The sequence below is a fragment of the Serratia sp. Tan611 genome (assembly GCF_905188235.1).
Lineage (GTDB): Bacteria > Pseudomonadota > Gammaproteobacteria > Enterobacterales > Enterobacteriaceae > Serratia_B > Serratia_B rhizosphaerae.
Genome location: NZ_LR994655.1, coordinates 562873 through 589231, shown reverse-complemented (window position 1 = coordinate 589231; position 26359 = coordinate 562873). Strand labels below are relative to the sequence as shown.

Annotated in this window: 24 protein-coding genes, 1 tRNA gene and 2 pseudogenes; 22 read left to right on the top strand and 5 right to left on the bottom strand. The window is 56.5% G+C overall.

Features of this window, described 5'->3' with window-relative positions; genetic code table 11:
* Positions 1-9 precede the first annotated feature (9 nt).
* Both TAN611_RS02740 and TAN611_RS02735 read left to right on the top strand, forming a co-directional pair.
* Positions 10-3186, top strand: a complete 3177-nt coding sequence (locus TAN611_RS02740; protein ID WP_203067240.1) for a type I restriction endonuclease subunit R — start codon at positions 10-12, stop codon at positions 3184-3186.
* Positions 3187-3357: 171 nt separating this feature from the next.
* Positions 3358-3882 carry a hypothetical protein gene (locus tag TAN611_RS02735; protein WP_203067239.1) on the top strand — a complete coding sequence of 175 codons (525 nt, stop codon included), beginning with the start codon at positions 3358-3360 and terminating at the stop codon, positions 3880-3882.
* 419 nt (positions 3883-4301) lie between these two features.
* On the opposite strand, the gene TAN611_RS02730 is transcribed toward TAN611_RS02735, so the two are convergent.
* From TAN611_RS02730 to TAN611_RS02720, 3 genes are all read right to left on the bottom strand, one after another.
* A complete protein-coding gene (locus TAN611_RS02730) occupies positions 4302-4727 on the bottom strand; it encodes a hypothetical protein (RefSeq protein WP_203067238.1) in 426 nt (141 codons plus the stop codon).
* On the bottom strand, positions 4705-5094 hold the full coding sequence (locus tag TAN611_RS02725; protein WP_201282922.1) for a polymorphic toxin type 44 domain-containing protein: 390 nt from the start codon (positions 5092-5094) through the stop codon (positions 4705-4707). The genes TAN611_RS02730 and TAN611_RS02725 overlap by 23 nt, the downstream gene beginning before the upstream one ends.
* Before the next feature lie 258 nt (positions 5095-5352).
* Positions 5353-5437, bottom strand: a tRNA-Leu gene (locus tag TAN611_RS02720).
* Positions 5438-5836: 399 nt separating this feature from the next.
* Here TAN611_RS02720 and TAN611_RS02715 point away from each other — a divergent pair.
* The 19 genes and pseudogenes from TAN611_RS02715 to TAN611_RS02630 all read left to right on the top strand — a co-directional run bounded on the left by TAN611_RS02715 (position 5837) and on the right by TAN611_RS02630 (position 22167).
* Positions 5837-6604 (top strand): DeoR/GlpR family DNA-binding transcription regulator, encoded by a 768-nt coding sequence (locus TAN611_RS02715; RefSeq protein ID WP_203067237.1) that lies wholly within the window; start codon positions 5837-5839, stop codon positions 6602-6604.
* Positions 6605-6666: 62 nt separating this feature from the next.
* The gene (denD, locus tag TAN611_RS02710; protein ID WP_203067236.1) at positions 6667-7629 is read left to right on the top strand and encodes a D-erythronate dehydrogenase; all 963 of its coding nucleotides are present in this window, start codon (positions 6667-6669) and stop codon (positions 7627-7629) included.
* Between the two features lie 2 nt (positions 7630-7631).
* Complete coding sequence (locus TAN611_RS02705) at positions 7632-9017, top strand: GntP family permease (protein ID WP_203067235.1); 1386 nt, start codon at positions 7632-7634, stop codon at positions 9015-9017.
* Positions 9018-9307: 290 nt separating this feature from the next.
* On the top strand, positions 9308-10105 hold the full coding sequence (locus TAN611_RS02700; protein WP_105229592.1) for a winged helix-turn-helix domain-containing protein: 798 nt from the start codon (positions 9308-9310) through the stop codon (positions 10103-10105).
* On the top strand, positions 10102-10620 hold the full coding sequence (locus tag TAN611_RS02695; RefSeq protein WP_203067234.1) for a FidL-like protein: 519 nt from the start codon (positions 10102-10104) through the stop codon (positions 10618-10620). Before TAN611_RS02700 ends, TAN611_RS02695 begins: the two co-directional genes overlap by 4 nt.
* 501 nt (positions 10621-11121) lie before the next feature.
* Positions 11122-11400 (top strand): BMC domain-containing protein, encoded by a 279-nt coding sequence (locus TAN611_RS02690; RefSeq protein WP_015670698.1) that lies wholly within the window; start codon positions 11122-11124, stop codon positions 11398-11400.
* A gap of 23 nt (positions 11401-11423) precedes the next feature.
* Entirely contained in the window at positions 11424-11708 is a 285-nt protein-coding gene (locus TAN611_RS02685; protein WP_015670697.1) for a BMC domain-containing protein, read from the top strand.
* 13 nt (positions 11709-11721) lie between these two features.
* Positions 11722-12000: a BMC domain-containing protein gene (locus tag TAN611_RS02680; RefSeq protein ID WP_105229590.1), complete on the top strand. Its 279-nt coding sequence runs from the start codon at positions 11722-11724 to the stop codon at positions 11998-12000.
* A 90-nt stretch (positions 12001-12090) separates the two neighbouring features.
* Positions 12091-13680 (top strand): acetaldehyde dehydrogenase (acetylating), encoded by a 1590-nt coding sequence (locus TAN611_RS02675; RefSeq protein ID WP_203067233.1) that lies wholly within the window; start codon positions 12091-12093, stop codon positions 13678-13680.
* Positions 13681-13704: 24 nt separating this feature from the next.
* On the top strand, positions 13705-13962 hold the full coding sequence (locus TAN611_RS02670; protein WP_105229588.1) for a EutN/CcmL family microcompartment protein: 258 nt from the start codon (positions 13705-13707) through the stop codon (positions 13960-13962).
* Between the two features lie 12 nt (positions 13963-13974).
* The gene (locus TAN611_RS02665) at positions 13975-15186 is read left to right on the top strand and encodes a 1-propanol dehydrogenase PduQ (protein WP_111737824.1); all 1212 of its coding nucleotides are present in this window, start codon (positions 13975-13977) and stop codon (positions 15184-15186) included.
* Positions 15187-15188: 2 nt separating this feature from the next.
* Positions 15189-16142, top strand: a pseudogene (locus tag TAN611_RS23655) (pyruvate formate lyase family protein); the annotation flags it as partial.
* Between the two features lie 72 nt (positions 16143-16214).
* Positions 16215-18593 (top strand): annotated as a pseudogene (gene cutC, locus TAN611_RS02660) (choline trimethylamine-lyase); the annotation flags it as partial.
* 65 nt (positions 18594-18658) lie between these two features.
* Entirely contained in the window at positions 18659-19606 is a 948-nt protein-coding gene (cutD, locus tag TAN611_RS02655; protein ID WP_105229585.1) for a choline TMA-lyase-activating enzyme, read from the top strand.
* A 10-nt stretch (positions 19607-19616) separates the two neighbouring features.
* Entirely contained in the window at positions 19617-20054 is a 438-nt protein-coding gene (locus TAN611_RS02650) for a BMC domain-containing protein (protein ID WP_203067231.1), read from the top strand.
* A 33-nt stretch (positions 20055-20087) separates the two neighbouring features.
* Positions 20088-20723, top strand: a complete 636-nt coding sequence (locus TAN611_RS02645; protein ID WP_370576238.1) for a phosphate propanoyltransferase — start codon at positions 20088-20090, stop codon at positions 20721-20723.
* 10 nt (positions 20724-20733) lie between these two features.
* Complete coding sequence (locus TAN611_RS02640; protein ID WP_203067230.1) at positions 20734-21405, top strand: hypothetical protein; 672 nt, start codon at positions 20734-20736, stop codon at positions 21403-21405.
* Between the two features lie 58 nt (positions 21406-21463).
* Entirely contained in the window at positions 21464-21826 is a 363-nt protein-coding gene (locus TAN611_RS02635) for a multidrug efflux SMR transporter (RefSeq protein WP_105233196.1), read from the top strand.
* Between the two features lie 11 nt (positions 21827-21837).
* The gene (locus tag TAN611_RS02630; RefSeq protein WP_015670686.1) at positions 21838-22167 is read left to right on the top strand and encodes a multidrug efflux SMR transporter; all 330 of its coding nucleotides are present in this window, start codon (positions 21838-21840) and stop codon (positions 22165-22167) included.
* An 88-nt stretch (positions 22168-22255) separates the two neighbouring features.
* Here TAN611_RS02630 and lptG read toward each other — a convergent pair whose 3' ends face one another.
* Both lptG and lptF read right to left on the bottom strand, forming a co-directional pair.
* Entirely contained in the window at positions 22256-23326 is a 1071-nt protein-coding gene (gene lptG, locus TAN611_RS02625; RefSeq protein ID WP_105229582.1) for an LPS export ABC transporter permease LptG, read from the bottom strand.
* Positions 23326-24420 (bottom strand): LPS export ABC transporter permease LptF, encoded by a 1095-nt coding sequence (gene lptF, locus TAN611_RS02620; protein ID WP_105229581.1) that lies wholly within the window; start codon positions 24418-24420, stop codon positions 23326-23328. The genes lptG and lptF overlap by 1 nt, the downstream gene beginning before the upstream one ends.
* Before the next feature lie 282 nt (positions 24421-24702).
* On the opposite strand from lptF, the gene pepA reads away from it, so the two are divergent.
* Complete coding sequence (gene pepA, locus TAN611_RS02615) at positions 24703-26214, top strand: leucyl aminopeptidase (protein WP_105229580.1); 1512 nt, start codon at positions 24703-24705, stop codon at positions 26212-26214.
* Positions 26215-26359: the final 145 nt, after the last annotated feature.

The following is a 26359-nucleotide window of genomic DNA, read 5'->3' as shown; positions in this document are numbered from 1 at the left end:
GGCACCATCATGACCACCTTTAAAACCGAAGCGCAATTTGAGCAGGCCTTTATTGAGATACTCACCAAAAAAGGTTGGGAGCCAGAGATACTCAAAAACAAAACTGAAGCTGATTTACTGCAAAACTGGGCGTCTATTTTGTTTGAAAACAATCGCCAGCGGGATCGTTTAAACGATATCCCGCTTACCGATACTGAAATGCAACAAATTATTGAGCAAATCAAAGAACTTAAAACACCGCTCAAGCTCAACGGTTTAATTAATGGCAAAACCGTGGCGATTAAGCGCGATAACCCAGCCGATACCCTACATATGGGCAAAGAAGTCAGCTTAAAAATATACGACCGCCAGGAAATTGCCGCAGGCCAAAGCCGTTACCAAATTGTGCAACAGCCCAAATTTGAACGCGGCAGCCCTTTGCGTAATGACCGCCGTGGCGATGTGCTGCTACTGATTAACGGTATGCCGGTGATCCATGTAGAACTTAAACGCAGCGGTATACCGGTTAGCCAAGCCGTAAACCAAATTGAAAAATATAGCAAAGAGGGGGTATTTAGCGGCCTGCTTTCGCTTATTCAGGTCTATGTGGCAATGGAACCCAATGAGACAAAATACTTTGCCAACCCCGGACTAGACGGAAAGTTTAACCCCGACTATCAATTTAACTGGGCCGATTTTAATAACGAACCCATGAACCACTGGAAAGACATCGCCTCTACCTTATTGTCTATCCCTATGGCACACCAGTTAATTGGCTTTTATACCGTTGCCGACGATACCGATGGCATGCTTAAGGTAATGCGCAGCTATCAGTATTACGCCGCCAATGCGATATCTGACAAAGTGGCCAAAACCAACTGGCAACAACTGGGTAACGTGGCCAATAACCCCGATCGCCTCGGGGGATATGTGTGGCACACCACGGGTTCGGGTAAAACCATGACTAGCTTTAAATCGGCGCAGCTGATTGCACAATCCAAAGATGCCGATAAAGTGATTTTTTTAATGGACAGAATTGAGCTGGGTACCCAGTCGCTCGCGGAATACCGCAATTTTGCTGGCGATGGCGAAGACGTTCAAGCTACCGAAAATACTCACGTACTCATTACCAAATTAAAAAGCACCGCCCCCGCCGATACGTTAATTGTTAGCTCCATTCAAAAAATGAGTAATATTTTTGAAGTGGTCGAAGAAAAAGGTGCTGCCGCAAACTCTGCGGATATTGAAAAAATACGCGCTAAACGTTTGGTGTTTATTGTCGATGAGGCACATCGCTCTACCTTTGGCGATATGTTGATTATTATTAAACGTACCTTTCCGAGCGCCTTGTTTTTTGGCTTTACCGGTACACCAATTCAAGAAGAAAACGAAAAAAACGGCAATACCACCAGTACCGTATTTGGCAACGAGCTACACCGCTATAGCATCGCCGATGGCATACGCGATGGCAACGTGCTGGGCTTCGACCCTTACAAAGTACCTACCTTTAGAGACAGTGATCTAAGACAAGCGGTAGCGTTAGAGCAAGCCAAAGCCAACTCGGTTATGGAGGCCTTGGATAACCCAGCCAAAAAGAAAAAGTTTAACCACTTTATGAATGATGTGCCTATGGCTGGCCATAAAGACGCCACCGGCAAATATCAAAAAGGCATTGAAGACTATGTGCCTAAAAGCCAATATTTAAGCGACACCCACCAAGCCAAGGTAGTGGAGGATATTCTGCATAAATGGGATGTACTCAGCCAAGGCAATAAGTTTCACTCCATTTTGGCCACTAACAGCATTGCCGAAGCCATTGACTATTACCGCCATTTAAAAGCTGCCAAACCTGAACTTAAAGTATCGGCTCTATTTGATCCGAACATTGATAACGACGGTAGTGGCGACCGTGGCCCCACCTTTAAAGGCGATGGCCTGGACGAAATTATGGACGACTATAACGCTCATTATGGCCAAGATTTTGATTTTGCACGCCACGCAGCCTTTAAAAAAGATTTAGCGGCACGCCTTGCCCATAAAAAGCCTTACGAGCGCATTCACACAGAGCCTTCAAAGCAATTAGATTTATTGATCGTGGTGGATCAAATGCTCACTGGTTTTGACTCTAAATGGCTTAATACCTTGTATTTAGACAAAGTGATTAAATACCAAAATATTATTCAAGCGTTCTCGCGCACCAATCGCTTGTTTGGCCCCGACAAACCCCACGGCATCATCCGCTATTACCGCTATCCACACACCATGGAGCAGCACATCAACGATGCGGTAAAACTCTATTCCGGCGACAAACCTATCGGATTATTTGTTGATAGGTTAGAAAATAATCTTAAAGCCATGAATGAATTAGTAGTGGAAATTACCGAGCTGTTTGCCAGTACGGGTGTTGAGAACTTTGAAAAACTGCCAGACGATATAGAAGCCTGTGCTCAATTCACCAAATTATTTAACACCTTTAGCCAGCACCTGGAAGCGGCTAAAGTACAAGGTTTGCATTGGGAACAGTCAGTCTATTCCTTTACTGAAAATGATGTAGAACATGAGGTAACGCTGGACATAGACGAACAAACTTACCTGAGTCTGGTCCTGCGCTATAAAGAGTTAGTAGCCAAAGGTGATAGCGATAGCGCAGGTGGCGGCGATGTGCCTTTTGATATCAGTGGTTATTTAACTGAAATAGATACCGGCAAAATTGATGCCGACTATATGAACAGCCGATTTGATAAATATTTAAAAGAGCTGAACAAACACCAGGACCCTGCAAGCATTGAATCTACATTAAATGAACTGCACAAGTCGTTTGCAACGCTCACCCAAATTGAGCAAAAATACGCAAAACTCTTCTTGCACGACTTGCAGCGCGGCGATGCACAGTTAACAGAAGGCCATACTTTTAGAGACTATATCAACACCTACAAAGATAACGCCGAAAATGCGCAATTAAACGCAGTTGTTAATGCTCTTGGTTTAGATAAAGGGCTACTCATCGCATTAATGGCTGATAATATTAATGATACAAATCTCAACGACTTTGGTCGCTTCGACGCGTTAAAAGAATCGGTAGATAAGGCAAAAGCCAAAGTTTACTTTGAAAAACAAGACGGCGTAACCATACCTCTATTTAAGTTGAATATGCGCATTGAACAGTTTTTAAAACAATTTATTTTTTCACAAAAAAATGACTTTTAAAATGACACTGACATTGTTGGTAATGTGAAGTGATTGTCGTCCCTCAGCATAGGCCATACCATACTTATGCTGAGAGCTATTTTTACATAAATATAGCGTTTGTTAGTCTTAGTAAACGCTATAAAACAGGCAAACCATAAAGATAAAACATTTTAATTCATAGGAAAAACAATGCTAAGAATTTTAAATAAACTCCTCCCACCACCTATAGCAATCATAGTATTCACCGCTATGATAACCACCATTATAAATAATGTCGGTTTATTTTTTTATGATATATACAAAAATAACCAAGAAGAAAAAAGCATAGATACAGCAATAAAAACAGAAATAAAAAACAACCTATTAACACTAATAGCTATAAATAAGAAAAATTTGACACCAACAATTAATAAAAAAAGTGTTGGTAACTTTAGGATAAACATGGTCATAATTGATGCCAGAAATCTCATCAATGATGATATCTATAAATCAAACACTAGCAGGTTAGGGATATTTACTCCGGCAGAGATAGAGGACTTTATAGGGTTCTATACAGCACAAAGAATCCTAATTAACAATATTGATGAGTACGTCATTAAAAACCCAACAGTTAGCGATAAAACAAATTATAATCAAAAATTATATGATTCGTACGTTTTATATAAAAATATTGGTGATGAGCTCCTAAAAAAACATCAAAATTTAACGCAATAAGGTGATGGATAAAACTCATTTCAACACCTTCAAACCACAATATACTTCGACTATATCATACTGATATAGTAAGCCGAAAAATGACCTATAATTCAGGGTAGCTCGTTTGAATACCTAATATCAGAAGTTGTAATCATCCAGACAAGCTTCCCCCTGTAACATCATCAAACTCGCTTTATGACAACGCTCGCCCCAGTCACTCTCACTTTTCTGAGCACAATCTTTACACATCAATTAGTTACTCTTGATAAACCATTTCTAAACTCCATACCAAACTCTATACACTATGCTACCAACAGTTACCGACACCACAAGGATGCTTGAAGACTTCATGGCAGAGTAATCTTGCCATTTTAAAAACGCGACAGAAAGCACTCACAACACATTGACTATAATAATATTAAACTTTCAGCCTAAATTTAATTATTCGCCTCAAACCTAATATGTGGCATCTGTGTTTTCCCATTCCCCTCATAAACCACAGAATTACTAAAAGAAAACACCCGGCCACTGTACTTGATATTGATGGTATCGCCCTCAGCCCTGACATTTGCAGCGCTGCCCGCTGCAACCAGAAATGGAACCTGCTTTGCAAGGCTGGCGTTCACATTTCCCTCCAGCTTCCCGGATAAATAGTAGCGGTAAGAGTTGGCCACGGTGGCTCCGCCGCCTGAATATTCCGTGACATAGAGCCAGGTGCTGTCGCTCAGCTGTTGTGAACTCACCAACCGAGTGCCTGCCAGCTCATCCCCATCAGCATTGAGCATCACAAAGCCAATAACAACGATCAGCAAGACGGCAGTCAGGGAATAATGAAACCACTTAATAACCGTTTTCAACGGCATATTTGACTCCTTCCTTTATCCAATACTGATCGGTGGGATCGTCACCATAGGGAGGGTCTTTATACCATTTTCCCCATTCCGAGCGTGATGTTTTAGCTCGGGTTTGCGCCCATCCGGCTCCCATTAAGAGAATATTAACCGGAATACCCGCAGCAAAACCCGTTGCACCAAAATTAAAGTTACCAAAATCAGCCCAATACGGGTCAAATTGCTTATAGTCCCACGGGCCTTTATTGCGAACTTTCTGATAGAACCAGTAATAAGTTAAAGGAAGCGCCATACCTCGTGGTTCACCGCGTTTCCTCGCCTCTTTCATGTTGTTGCGCACAATGCCAATCCCCGGCCCTGCAACAGGTATTGAAGACATCACTTATCCCTCAGTGAAAAAATCCTCACAGAGTATATGCATATAGCAACGGTATGATTAATAGGCAAATGCCTGGAGTGTGATGCTCAGCACCAACATGTTAAAACTCTCAGGGCAAATAGCACTGCGGCCAGATGTACACAGCTATCAGTTAGAACCAGAAAGGAACTAACACCACAGAAAACAGCAGCAACACCAAACTCCAGGCACAAAAAAACCACCTCTCGGTGGCTTCTTGTTGCACTGCTACTTGCTAGATGGTGCCGAAGGCCGGACTCGAACCGGCACGTATCTCTACGGTTGATTTTGAATCAACTGCGTCTACCGATTTCGCCACTTCGGCACTGAAGTAGAATGCGGAAAACGGGTGCATTATACCTGCCAGCTACTAGGGCGCAACAGTTATCGCCGATTCAACGCGTTAAGTGCCGAAAAAATCAGCGTAGCCCGGCGGCGCGCCGATCGCGACCTTCTCTACCACTTGTCCACCCTCCCCGCCGCTGACAAAAGATGTTAGCCGTCACATTATTTATCACAGCGTTTTGTGCACGCCTTTTTATCAGCGCCATTTAATTAAATTGCCTATTTTCAACCAATTAATCACCTAGCAGCCATCCATCCCCTGCGCGCTATTTGTGACAAATATCGCTTACTTGTTAAACCAGATCGTCAATTATCTTCACAGATAACAAAAAATAACAGCCGCGCGTTCTGCAGGCGTCAGCGGCCAACAGGAGAGTGCATGATCCCATCCGAACGCCGCGATTTTATCTATCGCTATGTGCATGAATATCAGCTGGTGCCCATCGCCGCGCTGACGGAGCTGATGAGCGTGTCCCATATGACGGTGCGGCGCGATATCCGCGTGCTGGAGGAAGAGGGCAAGGTGGTCAGCGTCAGCGGCGGCGTGCGCCTGAGCGACGCGCTGCGCCAAGAGCTGGCCTACAACGAAAAAATGCAGCTGCACCACCGCCATAAGCGCGCCATCGGCAAATACGCCGCCGGCCTGGTGGAGGATGGCCAGGTGGTCTATCTGGACGCCGGCACCACCACCTTTGAAATCGCCCGCAACCTGGCGGAGCGCTTCAACCTGACGGTGGTCACCAACGACTTCTCCATTATCCAGCACCTGATGAACCGTCCGCAGCTCAGCCTGTTTCACACCGGCGGGCAGGTGGACCAGCGCAACTACTCCTGCGTCGGCAACAGCGCCGCCATGCTGCTGCGCACGCTGAATATCGACGTGGCGTTTATCAGCACCAGCTCCTGGGACCTGGAGCACGGGCTGTCGACGCCGCATGAAGAAAAAGTGCTGGTGAAACAGGCGCTGCTGGAGGTGGCGCGCCGGCGGGTGCTGGTCTCCGACAGCAGCAAGTTCGGCAAGTACGGCATGTTCCGCGTCTGCCCGCTGGAGGCGCTGGACGACATCCTGTGCGACGCCGCGCTGGCGGCGGAAGCGCAGCAGCAACTTAACGATCGCGGGCTGCGCCTGCACTGCGTCAGCCTCTGATACGCGCCGCAAACGGCGCAACAACCATAACAACACACCTTACAGGGAACAGGAGTAACACCATGAACATTATTATTACCGGCGCCGCCGGCTTCCTCGGCCAGCGTCTGGCCGCCGCGCTGCTGCAACACAGCCCCCTGCCGTTCGAACGGCTGATCCTGGCGGACATTAATACTCCGCGCCCGCCGGTGGAGGATGCGCGCGTGCGTTGCGTGGCGCTCGATCTCAGCCAGCCGCAGGCGGCGGAATCGCTGATCGACGCCGATTGTGGCGTGCTGTTCCATCTGGCCGCCATCGTCAGCAGCCATGCCGAAAGCGACTTTGACCTCGGCATGCAGGTCAACTTCGATGCCACTCGCCAGCTGCTGGAGGTCGCGCGCCGCAAAGCGCCGGCGATGAAGTTTATCTTCACCAGCTCGCTGGCGGTGTTCGGCGGCGAGCTGCCGGCGCTGATCGACGACGGCTGCGCGGTAACGCCGCAGTCCTCCTACGGTACGCAAAAGGCGATGTGCGAACTGCTGATCAACGACTACGCGCGCAAAGGCTTTGTCGATGGCCGCGTGCTGCGCCTGCCGACCATCAGCGTGCGGCCGGGCAAGCCGAACAAGGCGGCCTCGTCGTTCGCCAGCGGCATTATCCGCGAACCGCTGCACGGTGAAGCGGCGGTGTGCCCGGTATCGCCGGAGCTGACGCTGTGGCTCTCCAGTCCCGGCCGCGTGGTGCAGAACTTTATCCACGCCGCTACCCTGCCCGCCAGCGCCTTCGGCGTCTCGCGCACCGTCAACCTGCCCGGCATCAGCGTCAGCGTGCGCCAGATGCTGGCGGCACTGCGCGAGGTCGCCGGCGAACGGGTCAGCAATCTGGTGCGCTTTGAGCCGGACGAAGCGATCAACCGCATCGTCGCCAGCTGGCCGGGTAACTTCGACGTGCGCCGCGCGCTGGCGATGGGCTTTGGCGCCGATGAAGATTTTCAACAGGCGATCCGCGCTTTCCTGCGCGATGAGCAGGCGCAGGGCGAGGGCTGAGCATGGAATTGTATATTCCGATTATCGGTCTGGCGGTGGCGGTGTTCGTGCTGGTATTTCTGGTGCTGCGCACCCGGGTGCACGCGCTGATCGCCATGCTGCTCGCCGCCTCCATCGCCGGCATCTCCGGCGGACTGAGCGCGGTGCAGACGGTGGATACCATCACCAAGGGCTTCGGTTCCACCCTCGGCAGCATCGGCATCGTGATCGGGTTGGGGGTGATGATGGGCCGGGTGCTGGAAGTCTCTGGCGCGGCGGAACAGATCGCCTACAGCTTTATCAAATGGCTGGGTAAAAAGCGCGAAGAGTGGGCGCTGGCGATCACCGGCTATATCGTCAGCATTCCCATCTTTGTCGATTCGGCGTTCGTTATCCTCTATCCGCTGGTGAAGGCGCTGGCCAAAAAGGGCCAGCGTAACCTGCTGACGCTGGGCGTCGCTCTGGCCGGCGGACTGATCATCACCCACCACGCGGTGCCGCCGACGCCGGGGCCGCTGGGGGTGGCCGGCATCTTCGGCGTCGATATCGGCGCGATGATGCTGGCCGGGCTGGCGCTGGCGGTGCCCTGCGTGGTCGGCATCGTGCTCTATGCCCGCTGGCTGGGCAAGAAGTACCCGGATTTTCAGCCGAGTATGGATGACGAGGAGCCGCAGGACCTGCGCGTCGCCCACGATAACTACCTGGCGGAAAAAGATGCCAAGGCGCTGCCGGGGCTGACGCTGTCGCTGCTGCCGATCGTTACGCCGATCGCGCTGATCTTTATCAACGCGGTCAACGGCATGCTGGCGAAGCTCGACGGCTTCAGCGGACTGACGGAAAGCCTGTGGGGGCAGACCTTCGCCTTCCTCGGTTCGCCGGTGATTGCGCTGGCGATCAGCGTACTGCTGGCGGTCAGCACCCTGATGCCGAAGGTCGATAAACAGCAAACGCTGGAGCGGCTGGAGGAAGGGCTGCAGTCGGCAGGGATCATTCTGCTGGTGACCGGCGCCGGCGGCGCGCTGGGCGCGGTGCTGCGCGAAAGCGGTACCGGCAACCTGCTGGCGCAGCACGTCGCCAGCCTGCCGCTGTCGCCGGTGCTGATCCCGTTCTTTATTGCCACGCTGGTGCGGCTGATCCAGGGCTCCGGCACCGTGGCGATGATCACCGCCGCCTCCATCTCCGCACCCATCGTCAGCCAGCTGCCGGGCATCAACATGCTGGCGGCGGCGCAGGCGGCCACCATGGGCGCGCTGTTCTTCAGCTACTTTAACGACAGCATGTTCTGGGTGGTGAACCGCATGATGGGCATCAAGGACGTGAAGCAGCAGATTATGGTGTGGTCAGTGCCCACCACCATCGCCTGGGCGATCAGCTTGGTGGGCGTCGTGCTGCTGGACTGGCTGCTGTAACGCACCGGGGCGGACGCCGGTCTCAGCGCCCGCCCCGGCTTTAGGAAAAATCTTTACTATCATATCGTTATACCGGAAATGTGAACTGGCAGGCATAATTGCAGCTTGTCGCTCCCCCGCCGGGAAGGGGCTTGACCTCGATCAAGTCCCCCCCACCTGCCGCTGGCTATGATTCGCAGCATCATTGTTCACATGTTTAGATAAATCTCCCATGCCGCGCTGGGCATCATTGCCGGCTATGCCGGCAGCAGCGGGTCGATGGCGAGCTATCAACACCCTGGGGGGCGATAATGAAGTACAGAATAAATGCCTTTCTTGATTATGACGCCACCGAAGGTTCACTCCGGCTGAATGACGGCGGTAAGTCCGATACCCAGCTCACCATCACCGCCAACGCCCTACTGTTCTTTATTATCCAGCATCCCGGCGTTATCAGCCGCGACGACGTTATGAAACGCGTCTGGGACGATAACGGCCTGGTCTCTTCCAACAGCAACCTCAACCAGTATCTGAGCATGCTGCGCAAGGCCTTCCGCCGCTACGGCATCGACAACGTGATCGTCACCGTATCGCGTGGCCGGCTGGAGCTGAACCCCGAGCTGCAGATAGAGGTGATTGACGACGCACCGCTGCACCCCGCCGTACTGGCCAGCGAACCCGCGCCGCCTGCCGCAGAGCCGGCAAGCGCGCCGCCGTCCGCTGCCGCCGGCGAACATGACCACTACTGGGGCTACAGCGGCGCGGTTCTGGTGTTGCTGGCGCTGGCGCTGTTCGGCTGGTCGTGGAGCAACGGCCGCAGCCTGACGCCGCTGCGCTTTTCACAGCTGGCGCAGACGCCGGTCGAGGTGTTTTCCACCGACATGATGCTGGACCAGCGCATGCGCAATAATTACCTGCAGAACTTTAACGCAGTGAAGAAAAAGAAAGGCATCAAATACCATAACGGGGAGCAGTTTCTGTTCTTTTACGGCGATAAGCTGCAGTCCAACGGATTAGGCCGCACCTTTCTCGCGCACTGCGTCAAACATCAGGATAATTCGTTCAGCTACTGCGATAACTATTTTTATTATTCATGGAAGCCAGTATGAAAAAATTAGTCTGGGGGAAATGCTTTTTCTTCGGCTCTGTGCTGTTGCTGCTGCTGGCAATATTTATCGCCGCCCGGCACGAAGCCATTTGGCGTAACGATCTGTTAAACTGCTCCACCAAAGCGATTATGCATTTTGAAGATACCGAGACCGAATCCGTCAACGTTAATATCCATTTCAGCTTTAACGCCGACAATAAAGGTTCGATCGTGGTAGAAGGCTATTCCGACTCCGCCGCCGGCTGGCTCTATTTACAGCGCTACGTGCAGTTTGATTACACCAGCAAGCGCATCTCGCCCGGCACCCGCTATTACCGCATCAACCGCTGGGTCGCCAGCAAGTCCTCCATCGACCAGTCGCCGGACGTGATTTTTGACTACTTTATGCGGGAAATGTCAGACAGCCACGACGGCCTGCTGCTGGCGGTGGAGCAAATCAACCCGCGTACGGTCTTGCTCAGTTCAATCAACTCGCCGCTGTATATCTGCACGCTGAAGCCCGGCGCAGCCCGCTGATTCCCTTTCCTTTACTCTGTTATTTGCGCGGTGTTTTACATGTACGGCACCGCGCTTTGCGCCTCTTCGCTGCATCCCTTCCAGGTTAACCCGTCCCCTTCTCTGCTGAAACCGCCCGCCGCCACGTTTAAGGCCGGGGCTGCGGCCGGATAAAAACTTGCGCTGGGCCACACTCTGCGCCCTGCCCGGTTACCGAAAAAATCCGGCTGATAACAACTTTATTAACAAGCTTGAGACGGGGAGTGATGAAACGCCGCAGCCGCCTTTTTTCACCAGTAAGCACGGCTATTACCCGCAAGAAAATCAGCATTAACAGATAAATTAACGGGGTGATTAGCGTGAAAATCAGATGTTTAAACTAAATATGTCGAACATATTGAATTTATATTTTGCATTATCACTTAAGGGGTATAGTGCCAGTGACTGGCCGTATCAGGGGCAAATGGCCCACGGCGCAGTCGGGTGATGACCCCATCAACTGACTTTGTGGAGGAAACAATCATGGGTGATGCATTAGGTCTGATCGAAACCAAAGGGCTGGTGGCCTGTGTGGAAGCGGCGGACGCCATGTGTAAAGCAGCCAACGTCGAACTGATCGGCTATGAAAACGTCGGTTCCGGGCTGGTGACCGCGATGGTGAAAGGCGACGTCGGCGCGGTGAAGGCAGCGGTCGACTCCGGCGTGGAATCGGCGCAGCGCGTCGGTGAAGTGGTGACTTCGCTGGTGATTGCCCGTCCGCACAACGACATCAACAAAATCGTTATTAAACACAAGGCATAACGACCTGAATCGGGAGAACGATCATGGGTGACGCATTAGGATTGATTGAAACCAAAGGGCTGGTGGCCTGCATAGAAGCGGCAGACGCCATGTGTAAAGCGGCCAACGTGGAGCTGATCGGCTACGAGAACGTCGGTTCCGGCCTGGTCACCGCGATGGTGAAAGGCGACGTCGGCGCGGTGAAGGCGGCGGTCGACTCCGGTGTGGAATCGGCGCAGCGCGTCGGTGAAGTGGTGACCTCGCTGGTTATCGCCCGTCCGCACAACGACATTCAGAAAATCGTCGCACAGTACAAAGTTGCCGAATAACCAGGAGCCGTACATGAAAGACGCACTCGGATTGATCGAGACCAAAGGGCTGGTGCCGGCGATTGAAGCCGCCGATGCCATGTGCAAGGCCGCCAATATCGCGCTGATCGGCTATGAGAACGTGGGTTCCGGCCTGGTGACCGTGATGGTGAGAGGCGACGTCGGCGCGGTGAACGCCGCGGTGGAATCAGGCCTTGAGGCCGCCGGCCGTATCGGCCACGTGGTCTCTTCGCGGGTGATTGCCCGCCCGCATAACGATATTGAGAAAATCGCCGCTAAACATAAAACCTGATAACAGCCGGGAAAATAGTTAAAGCACGATAGACATTATTACCCTACCGCCGAGAGTACCCATTAATTTCCTATTCAGGGGAATAGACTAATGACGACATTAGATCCGGATTTACAATCTATTCAGCAGGCGAGAAATTTAATTAATAACGCCAAACAGGCGCAAAAAATATTCGCCGGTTATTCACAGGAAAAGATCGACGAAATTATTAAACAGATTGCGCAATATGCCGCTCAGCACGCGGAAGAGTTAGCTAAGCTGGCGCATGAAGAAACCGGCTTCGGTAATTGGCAGGATAAAGTATTAAAAAATATCTTCGCCTCCGAGCACGTCTATTCGCATATTAAAACAATCAAAACCGTCGGTATTCTGCGCGACGATCGGGAAACCAAGGTGATGGACGTCGGCGTACCGCTGGGGGTCATCACGGCGCTGGTGCCTTCCACCAACCCGACCTCGACCATTTTCTACAAAACGCTGATTGCCCTGAAGGCCGGCAACGCGATTATCTTCTCCCCGCACCCGAACGCCCGCCAGTGCAGCCAGCGGGCGATTGAAGTCGTCAAACATGCCGCCCTGCAGGCCGGTGCGCCGGCCGGCATCGTCGACGGCCTGACCCAGCTGACGCTGGATGCGACCAAAACCCTGATGCACAGCAAAGACGTGGCGCTGATCCTGGCGACCGGCGGCGAAGGCATGGTGCGCGCCGCCTACAGTTCCGGCACGCCGACCATCAGCGGCGGCCCGGGCAACGGCCCGGCGTTTATCGAGCGCAGCGCCGATGTCAAACAGGCGGTCGGCGACATCATCACCAGCAAGACCTTCGATAACGGCGTGATCTGCGCCTCTGAGCAGTCGATCATCGTGGAGAAATGCATCTATCAGGATGTGCACCGCGAATTGCTGGCGCAGGGCGCGTACTTCCTGAATGACGACGAAGCCCGCCGCCTAGCCAATATTCTGCTGCGGCCGAACGGCATGATCAACCCGGAAATCGTCGGCAAAACCGCGATCTACCTCAGCGAGCGCGCCGGCTTCAACGTACCGCCGAACACCCGGGTGCTGATCGCCCTGCAGGACAGCGTGTCGCGCAGCAACCCGTACGCCCGTGAAAAGCTCTGTCCGGTACTGGGGCTGTATATCGAAGAAGACTGGATGCACGCCTGCGACCGCGTGGTCGAGCTGCTCACCAACGAAGGCCTGGGACATACGCTGGTGATCCACACGCAGAACCAGCAGGTAATCCGCGAGTTTGCGCTGCAAAAACCGGTGCACCGCATTCTGATCAACACCCCCGCCGCGCTGGGCGGCATCGGCGCCACCACCAACCTGATACCGGCGCTGACCCTCGGCTGCGGCGCCGTCGGCGGCGGTTCCACCTCCGATAACGTCGGGCCGCTGAATCTGATCAATATCCGCAAGGTCGGCTACGGCGTGCGCAGCATCGACGATCTGCGTCAGCCCGCCCGGCAGAGCAGCAGCCAACCGGACCACAACACCAGTATTTTCGCTGACTCACGCTTCCAACAGGGGCCGCAGGCCGCCGCGCAGCCGCCGTGCGCTCAGGCAGACGACCGTTTCGGCGCGGTAAGCCCGTCGGCGGCGCAGGCGGCCAACGACATCAACGAAGAAAACGTCGAGCACATTATCAAAGCGGTGCTTGGCCGTATGTCCCGGTAACACGGCAATAAGAGGTGATAAGCAATGATTCTCGCAAGGGTAACCGGACACGTGGTGGCCACACAGAAAAGCGACGAACTGCGCGGCAGCAACCTGCTGCTGGTGACGGCGCTGGGGGATGACCTGCAGGCCATCAAAGACCGGACCTATGTGGCGGTCGACAGCGTCGGCGCCGGGGAGGATGACCTGGTGCTGGTGGAGGAGTATTTCGCGCTGAACAAAGAGCGCTACAAGGCCATGTCGATCGTCGCCATTGTCGAGAAGGTTCACCGGGAGCGTTAAGAGGAAGCAGGCATGAATGAATTTCTGATTAAGCCAAAAATCCATTTCGGTGCGGACGCACTGAACGCGCTGCGGGATCTGCCCGGCCGTTCGGCGTTTTTGGTGACGGATCAGGCGATGGTGAAACTGGGGATGGCGGAGCAGGTGACGCGTCTGCTCCAACAGCAGCAGGTGCGCTGCCGCCAGTATGACAGCGTCGCCTCCGATCCGGATATCGCCGCCATCGTCAGCGGGATGAAGATGATGGACGACGACTACCCCGAGCTGATTATCGCTCTGGGCGGCGGCTCGGTGATCGATGCGGCCAAAGCGGTGATGTACACGCTGTGGCACTGTCGCCAGGAGCGCCGGCGTCCACGCCCCTGCTTCGTCGCGATTCCCACCACCAGCGGCACCGGCTCTGAGGTCACCAGCTTTTCCGTCATCAAAGCGCGCAGTGAAAAGCTGGTGCTGGTGGATGAGTTTATGCTGCCCGACGTCGCCATTCTTGACCCGCAGCTGGTGGCGTCGGTGCCGCCGGTGATTACCGCTGACACCGGCATGGACGTGCTGTGCCATGCGCTGGAAGCCTATGTCTCACGGCGCGCCAGCGATTTCAGCGACGCGTTGGCGGAAAAGGTGGTGCAGCTGGTATTCCACCATCTGCTGCCCTGCTACCAACAGGGCAGCGATATGCTGGCGCGCGAGAAAATGCATAACGCCTCCTGCATGGCCGGTATGGCGTTCACCAACGCCTCGCTCGGGGTCACCCACAGCATGGCGCACGCCCTCGGCGGCATGTTCGGCGTACCGCACGGGCGGGCCAATGCGCTGCTGATGCATGAGGCCATCGCTTTTAACGCCGATCTGGACGGCGAGTGCGCCACCCCCGCCGCCCATAAATATGCCGCACTGGCGCGCCTGCTGGCGCTGCCGGCCGCCAGCGCGCGCGAAGGGGTTAACAGCCTGCTGGTGGCAATCGCCACGCTGAAACAGGAAATGAACATGCCGGCCAGCCTGCACGCTGCCGGGCTGGACGAGCACCGCTTCCAGGTCTGCCTGAACGAAATGGCGCATCAGGCGCTGCATGACGGCTGCACACCAACCAACCCGCGTGAGGTCAGCCTCGCCGACCTCGAAAGCATGCTGCGCCGCGCTTACCACGGTGCCGCCGGCAACGACCCATCATCAAGCTTACGGACTTTGCGCGACAACGTGCAAGGCGAAGGAATCAGGAGATATTGAACATGGCACACTATGCACTGACGCCGCGCGTACAGCAGCTGGCGGAACGCTTTTTATCCCAGAACAGCACCATCAGCACCGAGCGCGCCAGCCTGCTGGAAACGCTGCATGACGACGTGGCCGGCCAGCCGGCTCAGGTTCGCCATGCCCGGCGCTTCAATGAGCTGGTGAAAAAACTGCCCGGCTATATCGGCCCGGATGAGCTGATTATCGGCAGCCAGTCCTCCGCCCCGCGCGCCGCCATTTTCCACAGCGAAAGCGAGCTGCGCACCCCTTCCGCCTTTACCGCACCGGGCCAGTCCTCACCTGACTATCTGGCGGTGATAACCAAAGGCCTGAGCGCCATCGGCGCCGAAATGGAAGACCGCGCCAGAAGTATCGGCAGCGCGGTCAGCCGCGGCGCACTGGATGAAGCCAACCAGTGCCGCGCGATAATTTACGCCTGCAACGCCGTCGTTCATCTGGCGCAGAAGCTGGCTGACAAAGCGGAAAATCTGGCCGCGGTGGAAAACCACCCTTACCGCCAGGCCGAGCTGCGCGAGGCGGCCGCCATTCTGAGAAAAGTGCCGGCGCAGGGCGCAGGCAGCTTTAAAGAGGCGTGCCAGGCGTTCTACCTGTTCCAGCTGGCGCTGCACCTGGAAAACGGCAGCTACGCGGTCAGCCCGGGCGGTTTCGACAAGCTGCTGTACGGCTTCTACCAGCACGATATCGCTCAGGGCATCCTGACGCCGGCGCAGGCCTATGAGATCGTCGAGTGCCTGTGGTTAAAACTGTGCGAGCTGTCAGAAGTGCGCGCCCCTTGCGAGCAGGACGGCTACCCGATGTTCGACGCCATGCTGCGCGGCGTAAGCATCGACGACCCGGCGCTGGTCATTAACGAACTGTCCGCCATGCTGCTGGCCGCACGCCGCAACCTGGAAAGCGTCAACCCGGCGCTGCGCGTCCGGCTGTTTGGCAGCCGGTCCGCCTCCCCTATTCAGCACCATGCCGCCGCCGGCGCGCAGCCGGCACCAAGCGCCGCTCAACTGATGCCGGGCCTGACGCCGCGTCTGCAGCGCCTGCGCGACAATTACCTGGACGCCCGCCCGAGCGTCTCCATCTTCCGCGCCCTGGCCTTTACCGAGGTGGCGAAAAACAACCCGGGCCTGCCGACCATTCTGCTGCGCGCCAAGTCGTTCCGCGCCGCCTGTGAAAGCGCGCCGATCCTGATCCAGCCGGACGAACTGATCGTCGGCCACCCGTGCGGCAAACCGCGCGCCGGCGCCTTCTCGCCAGATATCGCCTGGCGCTGGGTGAAGGACGAACTGGATACCATGAGCACCCGCCCGCAGGATCCGTTCGAGATCGCCGAAGAAGACAAACAGATCATCCGCGAACAGATCGTACCGTTCTGGGAAGGCCGCTCGCTGGATGAGATCTGCGAAGCGCAGTACCGCGAGGCCGGCGTCTGGTCGTTCAGCGGCGAGACCTTCGTCAGCGATCTCTCCTACCACCAGATCAACGGCGGCGGCGACACCTGCCCCGGCTACGACATCCTGCTGTTCACCAAGGGCATGAACGGCATCAAGGCCGACGCCCAGCAGCGCCTCAACGCGCTGAGCATGGAAAACCCGGAAGATATCGACAAGATCTACTTCTACAAGGCAGCGATCGAAACCTGCGACGGCGTGATGAACTATGCCAGACGCCTCGCCGACAAGGCGCGCGAGCTGGCGTCGCAGGAGCACGATCCGGCGCGGCGCGCCGAGCTGCTGACCATTGCGGAAACCAACGACAACGTGCCGGCTAACCCGCCGCAGACCCTGCAGGAAGCGCTGCAGAGCATCTGGACGGTGGAGTCGCTGTTTGAAGTGGAAGAGAACCAGACCGGCCTGTCGCTGGGGCGTCTGGATCAGTACTGCTACCCGATGTACCAGGCGGATATCGCCTCCGGCCGCCTGACGCAGGAACAGGCGTTGGAGATGATGCAGGCGTTTATCATCAAGTGCGCCGAGCTGATGTGGATGTCCAGCGAACAGGGCGCCAAGTACTTCGCCGGCTATCAGCCGTTTATCAACCTGACCGTGGGCGGCCAGAAGCGCAGCGGCGGCGACGCCTGTAACGAACTGACCTATCTGATTATGGATGCGGTGCGCTTTGTCAAAGTGTACCAGCCGTCGCTGGCCTGCCGCATTCACAACCAGTCGCCGCAGCAGTATATGGAAAAAATCGTCGAGGTGGTGAAAGCCGGCATGGGCTTCCCGGCCTGTCACTTCGATGATTCCCACATCAAGATGATGCTGCGTAAAGGGTTCGACTTTGAAGACGCGCGCGACTACTGCCTGATGGGCTGCGTGGAGCCGCAAAAATCGGGCCGCATCTACCAGTGGACCTCCACCGGCTACACCCAGTGGCCGATCGCCATCGAATTTGTGCTCAACCGCGGCCGCATGGTGCTGTTCGACAGCTATCAGGGCCTGGATACCGGCGAGCTGCACACGCTGAAAACCTATGAGGACTTTGACCGGGCGGTGAAGGAGCAGGTGGCGCATATCGTCAAACTCTCCGCCATCGGCACCGTAATCAGCCAGCGAGTGCACCGCGACGTCGCGCCCAAACCGCTGATGTCGCTGCTGGTGGAAGGCTGTATGGAAAAAGGCCTCGACGTCGCCGCCGGCGGCGCGGTGATCAACCACGGCCCCGGCCTGATCTTCTCTGGCCTCGCGACCTATGTCGACTCGATGGCCGCCATCCGCAAGCTGGTGTATCAGGATCGTAAATACACCCTGGAGCAGATCCGCGATGCGCTGCTGGCCAACTTCGAAGGCTACGAACAGCTGCGCCGCGACTGTCTGAACGCGCCGAAGTACGGCAACGACGACGACAGCGTGGATCAGTTCGCCCTCGATATCACCGAGTGGACGGAGCGCGAATGCCGTCAGTACAAGATGCTCTACTCGCGCCTGAGCCACGGCACCCTGTCCATCTCCAACAACACGCCAATCGGCGAGCTGACGGCGGCGACGCCGAACGGCCGTCTGGCCTGGATGCCGCTGTCCGACGGCATCAGCCCGACTCAGGGCGCGGACAAACAGGGGCCGACCGCCATCATCAAGTCCGTCAGCAAAATGAACGTGGAGACCATGAACATCGGCATGGTGCACAACTTCAAGTTCCTCAAAGGGCTGCTGGACACGCCGGAAGGCAAGGGCGGGCTGATCACCCTGCTGCGCACCGCTTCGATTCTCGGCAACGGCCAGATGCAGTTCAGCTATGTCGATAACGAGGTGCTGAAAAAAGCCCAGTTGGAGCCGGAGAAATACCGCGACCTGATCGTGCGGGTTGCGGGATACAGCGCCTACTTCGTGGAGCTGTGCAAAGAGGTTCAGGACGAAATCATCAGCCGTACGGTGATTGAGAAGTTCTGATATTGCGCCGGGGATAACGCAGGGAGGCGTTATCCCACCGCCCGACTAATGAGGTAACGATAACCATGGATAACATGGAGCAAAAGGGTCGCATCTTTAACATCCAGAAATACTCGATCTATGACGGAGACGGTATCCGCACCCTGATTTTTTTCAAAGGCTGCAACATCCGCTGCGCCTGGTGCGCCAACCCTGAAGGGCTCAGCAGCCAGTTTCAGGTGATGTACTCCCGCGATAAGTGCGTGGACTGCGGTCAGTGCGTCGATGTCTGCCCGGTGGGCATCCATTCGATGATCAAAAACCCGCAGGGCGACCCGCAGCACCGGGTTGACCGTCAGATCGACTGCATCGGCTGCCGCAAGTGTGAAGAGGTGTGCATCAGCGACGCGCTGGACATTATGGGCAAAGACGTCACGGTGCGGGAGCTGATGGACATCATCCTGCAGGACGTCGACTTTTACTACGCCTCCGGCGGCGGCGTGACGCTGGGCGGCGGCGAGCTGAGCCTGCAGGCGGACTTTGCTGTCGCGCTGCTGACCGAATGCAAAAAAATGATGATCAACACCGCCATTGAGACCAACGGCACCACGCCGCTGGCCAACTACGAAAAGCTGGCGACCTGCACCGATATGTTCCTGTTCGACATCAAGCATATCGACAGCGACCGCCACCGCGAACTGTTCGGCGTCGGCAATGAGGGCGTGAAGCGCAACCTGGAGCGCCTGGTGGAGCTTGGCGCCCATATCGTGGTGCGTATGCCGCTGGTGCGCGGTTACAACGACTCCTACGACGCCATCACCGGCGCGATTGACTATGTCACCGCGCTGGCGCGGCACGGCAATATCAGCCGCATCGACGTGCTGCCCTACCACCAGCTGGGCAACACCAAATACGACCGGCTCGACATGATCTATCCCATTCAGCACGACCCCAGCTACAGCGAGCAAGAGCTGGATCAACTGGCGGCGTTTTTCCAACGCTTTGATTTCGACATCAGACTGGTAAGGCACTAAGGAGAATCACATGAAGTTAAGCCTGGGAGTCATTGAAACCTACGGCCTCACCGCCGCCATTCAGGCCGCCGACGCGGCCTGTAAATCCGCCTCGGTCACGCTGCTGGGTTACAAGAAGATCGGCGCCGGTCTGGTTAACGTATTCCTCGGCGGCGAGATCAGCGCGGTGAAAAGCGCCGTTGACAGCGGCGTCGCCGCCGTCGGCCAGCCGACGTTTATCCGCGGCCGGCTGGTTATCGCCCGTCCGGGCGAACAGGTGGTAGCACTGCTGAATGGTCTGGCGGGCAACGCCCTGACGCCATCAGACGACGATGCCGCCATCGCACCGAGCGCAGCCGCCGCAGCCGCTCCGGCCGACAAACGGGACGATGCCCCGCCACCGACCGCCGAGGCTAAACAACCCGCGCGCACCGAAAACCGGGCCGGCGGCAAAAAGGATCAGAAATAACGACAGCGTCTCTTAACAGTCAGGAACAACCCTATGTTTAAAGCATCGTTACTGGAAAAGGTGCGTCACAACCTGGCGCAGGCGCAGCCGCTGCCGTCGGAGATGGCAATCCCGGTTGGCGTCTCCAACCGCCATGTCCACCTGTCGCAGCCGGATATCGAGGCGCTGTTCGGCCCGGGTTACCAACTGACGCCGCTGAAGGAACTGCGCCAGCCGGGACAGTTCGCCGCCAAAGAGTGCGTAACCATCGTCGGGCCGAAGGGCGCGATTGGCAAGGTGCGGGTGCTGGGGCCGGCGCGGGACGTTTCGCAGCTGGAAATCTCCAAGGCCGACTGCTTTACCCTCGGGGTGAAAGCGCCGGTGCGCGAGTCCGGCCAGCTGCAGGCCTCCGGCGACGCAATGTTGGCCGGCCCGGCGGGCTATGTCGCGCTGCGTTCGCAGGTGATTTGCGCCCAGCGGCATATCCATATGTCACCGCTGGACGCCGCCCGGCTGGGAGTGAGCAACGGTCAGGCGGTGCGGGTCAAAACGGCAGGCCTGCGCGCGCTGGTCTTCGACCAGGTGGTGGTGCGCGTGAAAGACAGCTTTGCGCTGGAACTGCACATTGACACCGATGAAGCCAACGCCGCCGGACTGGCCTCCGGCGACAGCGTCACGCTGGCGGGCTGAGGGGGCGATGATGCAAGACGACACTCTCGACCGCATCGTGAATGCCGTACTGATGCGTATGCGGCCGCGGCTGTTGTTGCTGCTCACCGCCGCAGACGGCTACCACGAAATCATTCTGGCGCGTTTGCAGCACTGTCGTCACTTCGCGCCGCAGGTGCTGTTTGCCGACAGGGCGCAGGCCGTTCACCCGGCAGACGCCTGGCGGCAGCTGGGCCACGTTGTCACCCTGGAGGAGATGGCGCAAGTCGGCGCGCTGGAAAACATCGATCGCGTCATCGCGCCCTTCCTGGATTTCGCCACCGCAGCGGAAGTCGCCCACGATCTGTTTCAGTCTGAAGCCGCTCGCTGCATTCAGCTGGCGCGGCTGCATAACACGCCGGTGCTGGCGCTGGATTACAACTGCAATCCGCACAGCGAATTAAACCGGCTCAAAGGGCTTGGCCGCAGCGCAGACGCGCACTCGCTGGCGGACAATCTGCCCCGGCTGGCGCAGCGCGGCATACAGTTCTGCAGCCTGGAGCAGATGCTGTCACCGGCGCCGCCGCCGGCGGCCGCTACTGGCGCCGATGCTGAAACCGGCGGCTATATCACCCTCAGCGAACTCAAACAGCGCAACGGCCGCTGCCCGCCGGGCGCCAGGCTGACCGATCTGGCGCTGGAATACCAACGAGGAAGCCAATAACCAAAAAAAACATTCCCCCAACGTTATGGAAATTATCATTTATCAGGAGAAACAGAGTATGTCATCGAAAGCGAAGTCCTGGCTCTGGATGTTGTTGGTGATAGCGTCCGAGACCTCAGCCACCTCAACGTTAAAGATGTTCGATAACAGCGAGGGCACCACCAAAACCCTGCTGCTGGGCCTTATCGTCGTGCTGTATTGCGCCTGTTATTACGCCCTGTCGAACGCGGTGAAGTACATCCCCGTCGGTCTGGCCTACGCCACCTGGTCGGGCACCGGTATTTTGCTGGTGTCGACGCTGGGCATGGTGTTTTACGGTCAGCATCCCGATATTCCGGCGATGATCAGCATGGCGATTATCGCCAGCGGCATCGTGATTATGAACCTGTTTTCTAAAATGGGCTCGGCAGAGTCAGAGTAAGGGAGCGGCACATGTTTAATATTGGCTTTCTGTGGCTGGCATTGTCTATCGGCGCCGAAATCACCGGCACCTCGATGATTAAAAAAACCAACAGCTTTAAGAAATTCGGCCCCTCTCTGCTGGTGATCTGTGCGTACTGCCTGTGTTATTTCGCACTGACCCGGGCGATGGGCTATATGCCGGTAGGGGTGGCCTATTCGCTGTGGTGCGGCTTTGGCATCGTCGGCGTGACCGCGGTATCCATGCTGCTGTATAAGCAAAAACCCGACCTGCCGGCCATCTTCGCTATGGCGCTGATCATCGGCGGCGGCATCATCATGAACACCTTCTCGCAGATGTAGCGTTTTCTCACCACAAAACGGCCTTCCGGCCGCCGGGATCAAAAAAGGGTCGAAGCAAGCTTCGACCCTTTTTGCTATCAAACGCGCGTTACTTGCGCTTGAGCAGCATATACACGCTGACCGACAGGAACAGCAGGCTCGGCAACAGCGCCCCCAGCACCGGCGGCATGCTGTACACCAGGCTGAGCGGGCCGAAGATCTGGTCCAGCACGTAGAACAGGAAGCCGCAGCTGATGCCGGTCACCACGCGCACCCCCATCGGCACGCTGCGCAACGGGCCGAAGATAAACGACAGCGCCATCAGCATCATCACCGCCACCGACAGCGGCGAGAAAATTTTGCTCCACATGTTCAGCTGATAACGGCTGGCTTCCTGGCCGCTCTGCTTCAGGTAATTGGCATAGTTGTGCAGACCGCTGATGGAGAGCGAATCCGGGTCCAGCGCCACCACGCCCAGCTTATCCGGCGTCAGGTTGGTCTTCCACTCCCCGTTCAGCATCTGGGTGCCGGTGACCTGCTTCTCGTTGGTCAGATCCGATGTATCCACCTGCGACAGTTTCCACACGCCGTCTTCAAAGCTGGCGGTTGCGGCATAGCGCACCGTTTCCAGCCGGCGCTGGTCGTTAAAGTGGTAGATATTGACGCCGGACAGCTCGTTCTTGCCGGAGACCCGCTCGATATAGATAAAGTCGTTGCCGTCTTTCGCCCACAGGCCGCTCTTGGTGGACAGCAGCGAACCGCCGTACATCTGCTGCGCGCGGTAGTTGCGCGCCATCTGCTCGCCCTGCGGCGCCACCCATTCGCCGATCGCCATGGTCAGCAGCATCAGCGGGATGGCGGTTTTCATCACCGAACCGGCAATTTGCAGCCGCGTAAAGCCGGAAGCCTGCATCACCACCAGTTCACTGCGCGTCGCCAACTGCCCCAGCCCCAGCAGCGCGCCCAGCAGCGCCGCCATCGGGAAGAAGGTTTCAATATCCTTCGGCACGCTCAGCAGGGTATACACCCCCGCGCCCAGCGCCGAATACTCCCCTTGCCCCACCTTGCGCAGCTGGTCGACAAACTTGATGATGCCGGACAGCGACACCAGCATGAACAGCGTCATGATAATGGTGTTGAAGATGGTTTTACCGATATAGCGGTCTAATACGCCAAACATCAGGCAGCTCCTCTCAGACGTCCGCGCAGCTTACGCATCGGCACGGTATCCCACAGGTTGAGCGCCAGCGCGATCGCCAGATACACCGCGTTCACCAGCCAGATCCACAGCATCGGGTCCAGCTTTCCCTTACCGGCGTTGGAGCGCAGCGAGGTCTGCAGCAGGAAGAAGATCAGATACAGCAGGATAGCCGGCAGCATGCTCAGCACACGCCCCTGACGCGGGTTCACCACGCTGAGCGGCACCACCAGCAGCGCCATCAGCACCACGGAGACCACCAGCGTCAGGCGCCAGTGGAACTCGGCGCGCGCGTCCTGATCGTCGGACTGCCACAGGGCGCTCATCGGCATCTGCTCGGCTTCGGTATTGTCCGCAACGACGGCGCGGTGGCCAATCACCGCCTTGTAGTCGCTGAAATCGGTGATGCGGAAATCGCGCAGCAGCGCGGTGCCCTCAAAGCGGGTGCCTTTATCCAGCGTCACCACCTGCGAACCGTCTTTCGACTGGTTGATCTTGCCATGTTCCGCCACCACCACCGACGGGCGCTGGTTGCCGTTCGGCCGCAGCTGCGCCAGGAACACGTCGTTAAAGGTGTTGCCCTTGACGTTGCCGATAAACAGCACCGCATTGCCGTCCTGCGACGGCTTGAACTGCCCTTCCGCCAGCCCGGCCACGCTCGGGTTGGCCTTGGCTTCGGCAACCACCTCATCCTGATGGCTGGAGGCCCACGGGCCGATCCAGAACACGTTGGCAGCGGCGGCGAGAGCGGTGAACAGCGCCAGCACCATCGCGGCGACAATCAGGGTGCGTTTGCCCAGGCCACAGGCGTGCATCACCGTAATTTCACTTTCGGTGTACAGCCGTCCAAGCGTCATCAGCAAGCCAAGAAACAGGCTTAACGGTAGAATGAGCTGCGCCATTTTCGGCACGCTCAGTGCGAGCAGGGATAATACTAAATTTGTCGGGACATCGCCGTCCACCGCGTCCCCTAACACCCTGACCAGGTTCTGACAAAAGAAGATCAGCAGCAGGATGAACAGGATCGCGATTTGGCTCTTGAGCGTTTCCCGTACCAGATATCTAATGATAATCACGCTTATTACGCCTGTGAAAACTTGTCTTTTTGCAGGAAAATCGATAGTTTCTTCGCTAATCCGCCATTTATTCTCATCATATGGCAACCTTCACAGCTAAAATAGTATTACAACATCAAGCCGTTTGGGTGCCCTATAGGAACAAACCTATAGTCGCCAAAACAGAACAATTTACGCCGTTCAGGTTAACATACTTTAGTTAACTCAACGGCGGGAGATCGTTACGGAGCTGGTTATTCTAGCCGTACCTCCCGCCTTTGTCTTTAAGATTCAGGAGAGTGCATGGAGTTCAGTGTAAAAAGCGGTAGCCCGGAAAAACAGCGCAGTGCCTGTATTGTAGTCGGCGTTTTCGAACCGCGCCGCCTGTCGCCTATCGCAGAACAACTCGACAAAATCAGTGATGGTTATATCAGCGCCCTGTTGCGCCGTGGTGAACTGGAAGGCAAGGTCGGCCAGACATTGCTGCTGCATCACGTGCCTAACATCCTCTCCGAACGTATCCTGCTTATCGGCTGCGGTAAAGAGCGCGAACTGGATGAACGCCAGTACAAGCAGGTGATTCAGAAAACCATCAATACCCTTAACGACACCGGCTCCATGGAAGCGGTCTGCTTCCTGACCGAGCTGCACGTCAAAGGCCGCAACACCTACTGGAAGGTGCGCCAGGCGGTGGAGACCGCCAAAGAGACGCTGTACACCTTCGACCAGCTGAAAAGCAACAAGGTGGAGCCGCGCCGTCCGCTGCGCAAAATGGTGTTCAACGTGCCGACCCGCCGTGAACTGACCAGCGGCGAGCGCGCCATCCAGCACGGCCTGGCAATTTCCTCCGGCATCAAGGCGGCGAAAGATCTCGGCAATATGCCGCCGAACATCTGTAACGCCGGCTATCTGGCCTCGCAGGCGCGCCAGCTGGCGGACGCCTTCAGCACCAATGTCACCACCCGCGTGATCGGCGAGCAGCAGATGAAGGAGCTGGGCATGAACGCCTATCTGGCGGTCGGCGCCGGTTCGCAGAACGAATCATTGATGTCGGTGATGGAATATAAAGGCAATCCTAACCCGGACGCCAAGCCTATCGTGCTGGTCGGCAAGGGCCTGACCTTTGACTCCGGCGGCATCTCGCTCAAGCCGGGCGAAGGCATGGACGAGATGAAATACGACATGTGCGGCGCAGCGACGGTCTACGGCGTGATGCGCGTAGTGGCGGAACTGAAGCTGCCGCTGAACGTGATCGGCGTGCTGGCCGGCTGTGAAAACATGCCGGGCGGGCGCGCCTACCGTCCGGGCGACGTGCTGACCACCATGTCCGGCCAGACGGTGGAGGTGCTGAACACCGACGCCGAAGGCCGTCTGGTGCTGTGCGACACCCTGACCTACGTCGAGCGCTTCGAACCGGAGCTGGTGATTGATATCGCCACCCTGACCGGCGCCTGCGTGATCGCGCTCGGCCACCATATCACCGGGCTGATGTCGAACCACAACCCGCTGGCGCACGAACTGATCGGCGCCTCCGAGCAGGCCGGCGACCGCGCATGGCGTCTGCCGATGGCCGACGAATACTACGAGCAGATGGACTCCAACTTCGCCGATATGGCGAATATCGGCGGCCGTCCGGGCGGGGCGATCACCGCCGCCTGCTTCCTGTCGCGCTTTACCCGCAAGTACAGCTGGGCGCACCTGGATATCGCCGGCACCGCCTGGCGCTCCGGCAAGGCCAAAGGCGCGACCGGCCGTCCGGTCGCACTGCTGTCGCAGTTCCTGCTCAACCGGGCCGGGCAAAACGGCGACGATTAAATACCCTTCATCTTTCAAGCCGCCTTGCTGGCTGCAACTTGAAATCTATTGGGTATATAATCCTCTCAGCAGCGAAGGAGCAGAGTTATCTGCTCCGTTCCCTAAAAGGGCGCAACCGACATGTTGTGCCCTGTTTTTTTATCGG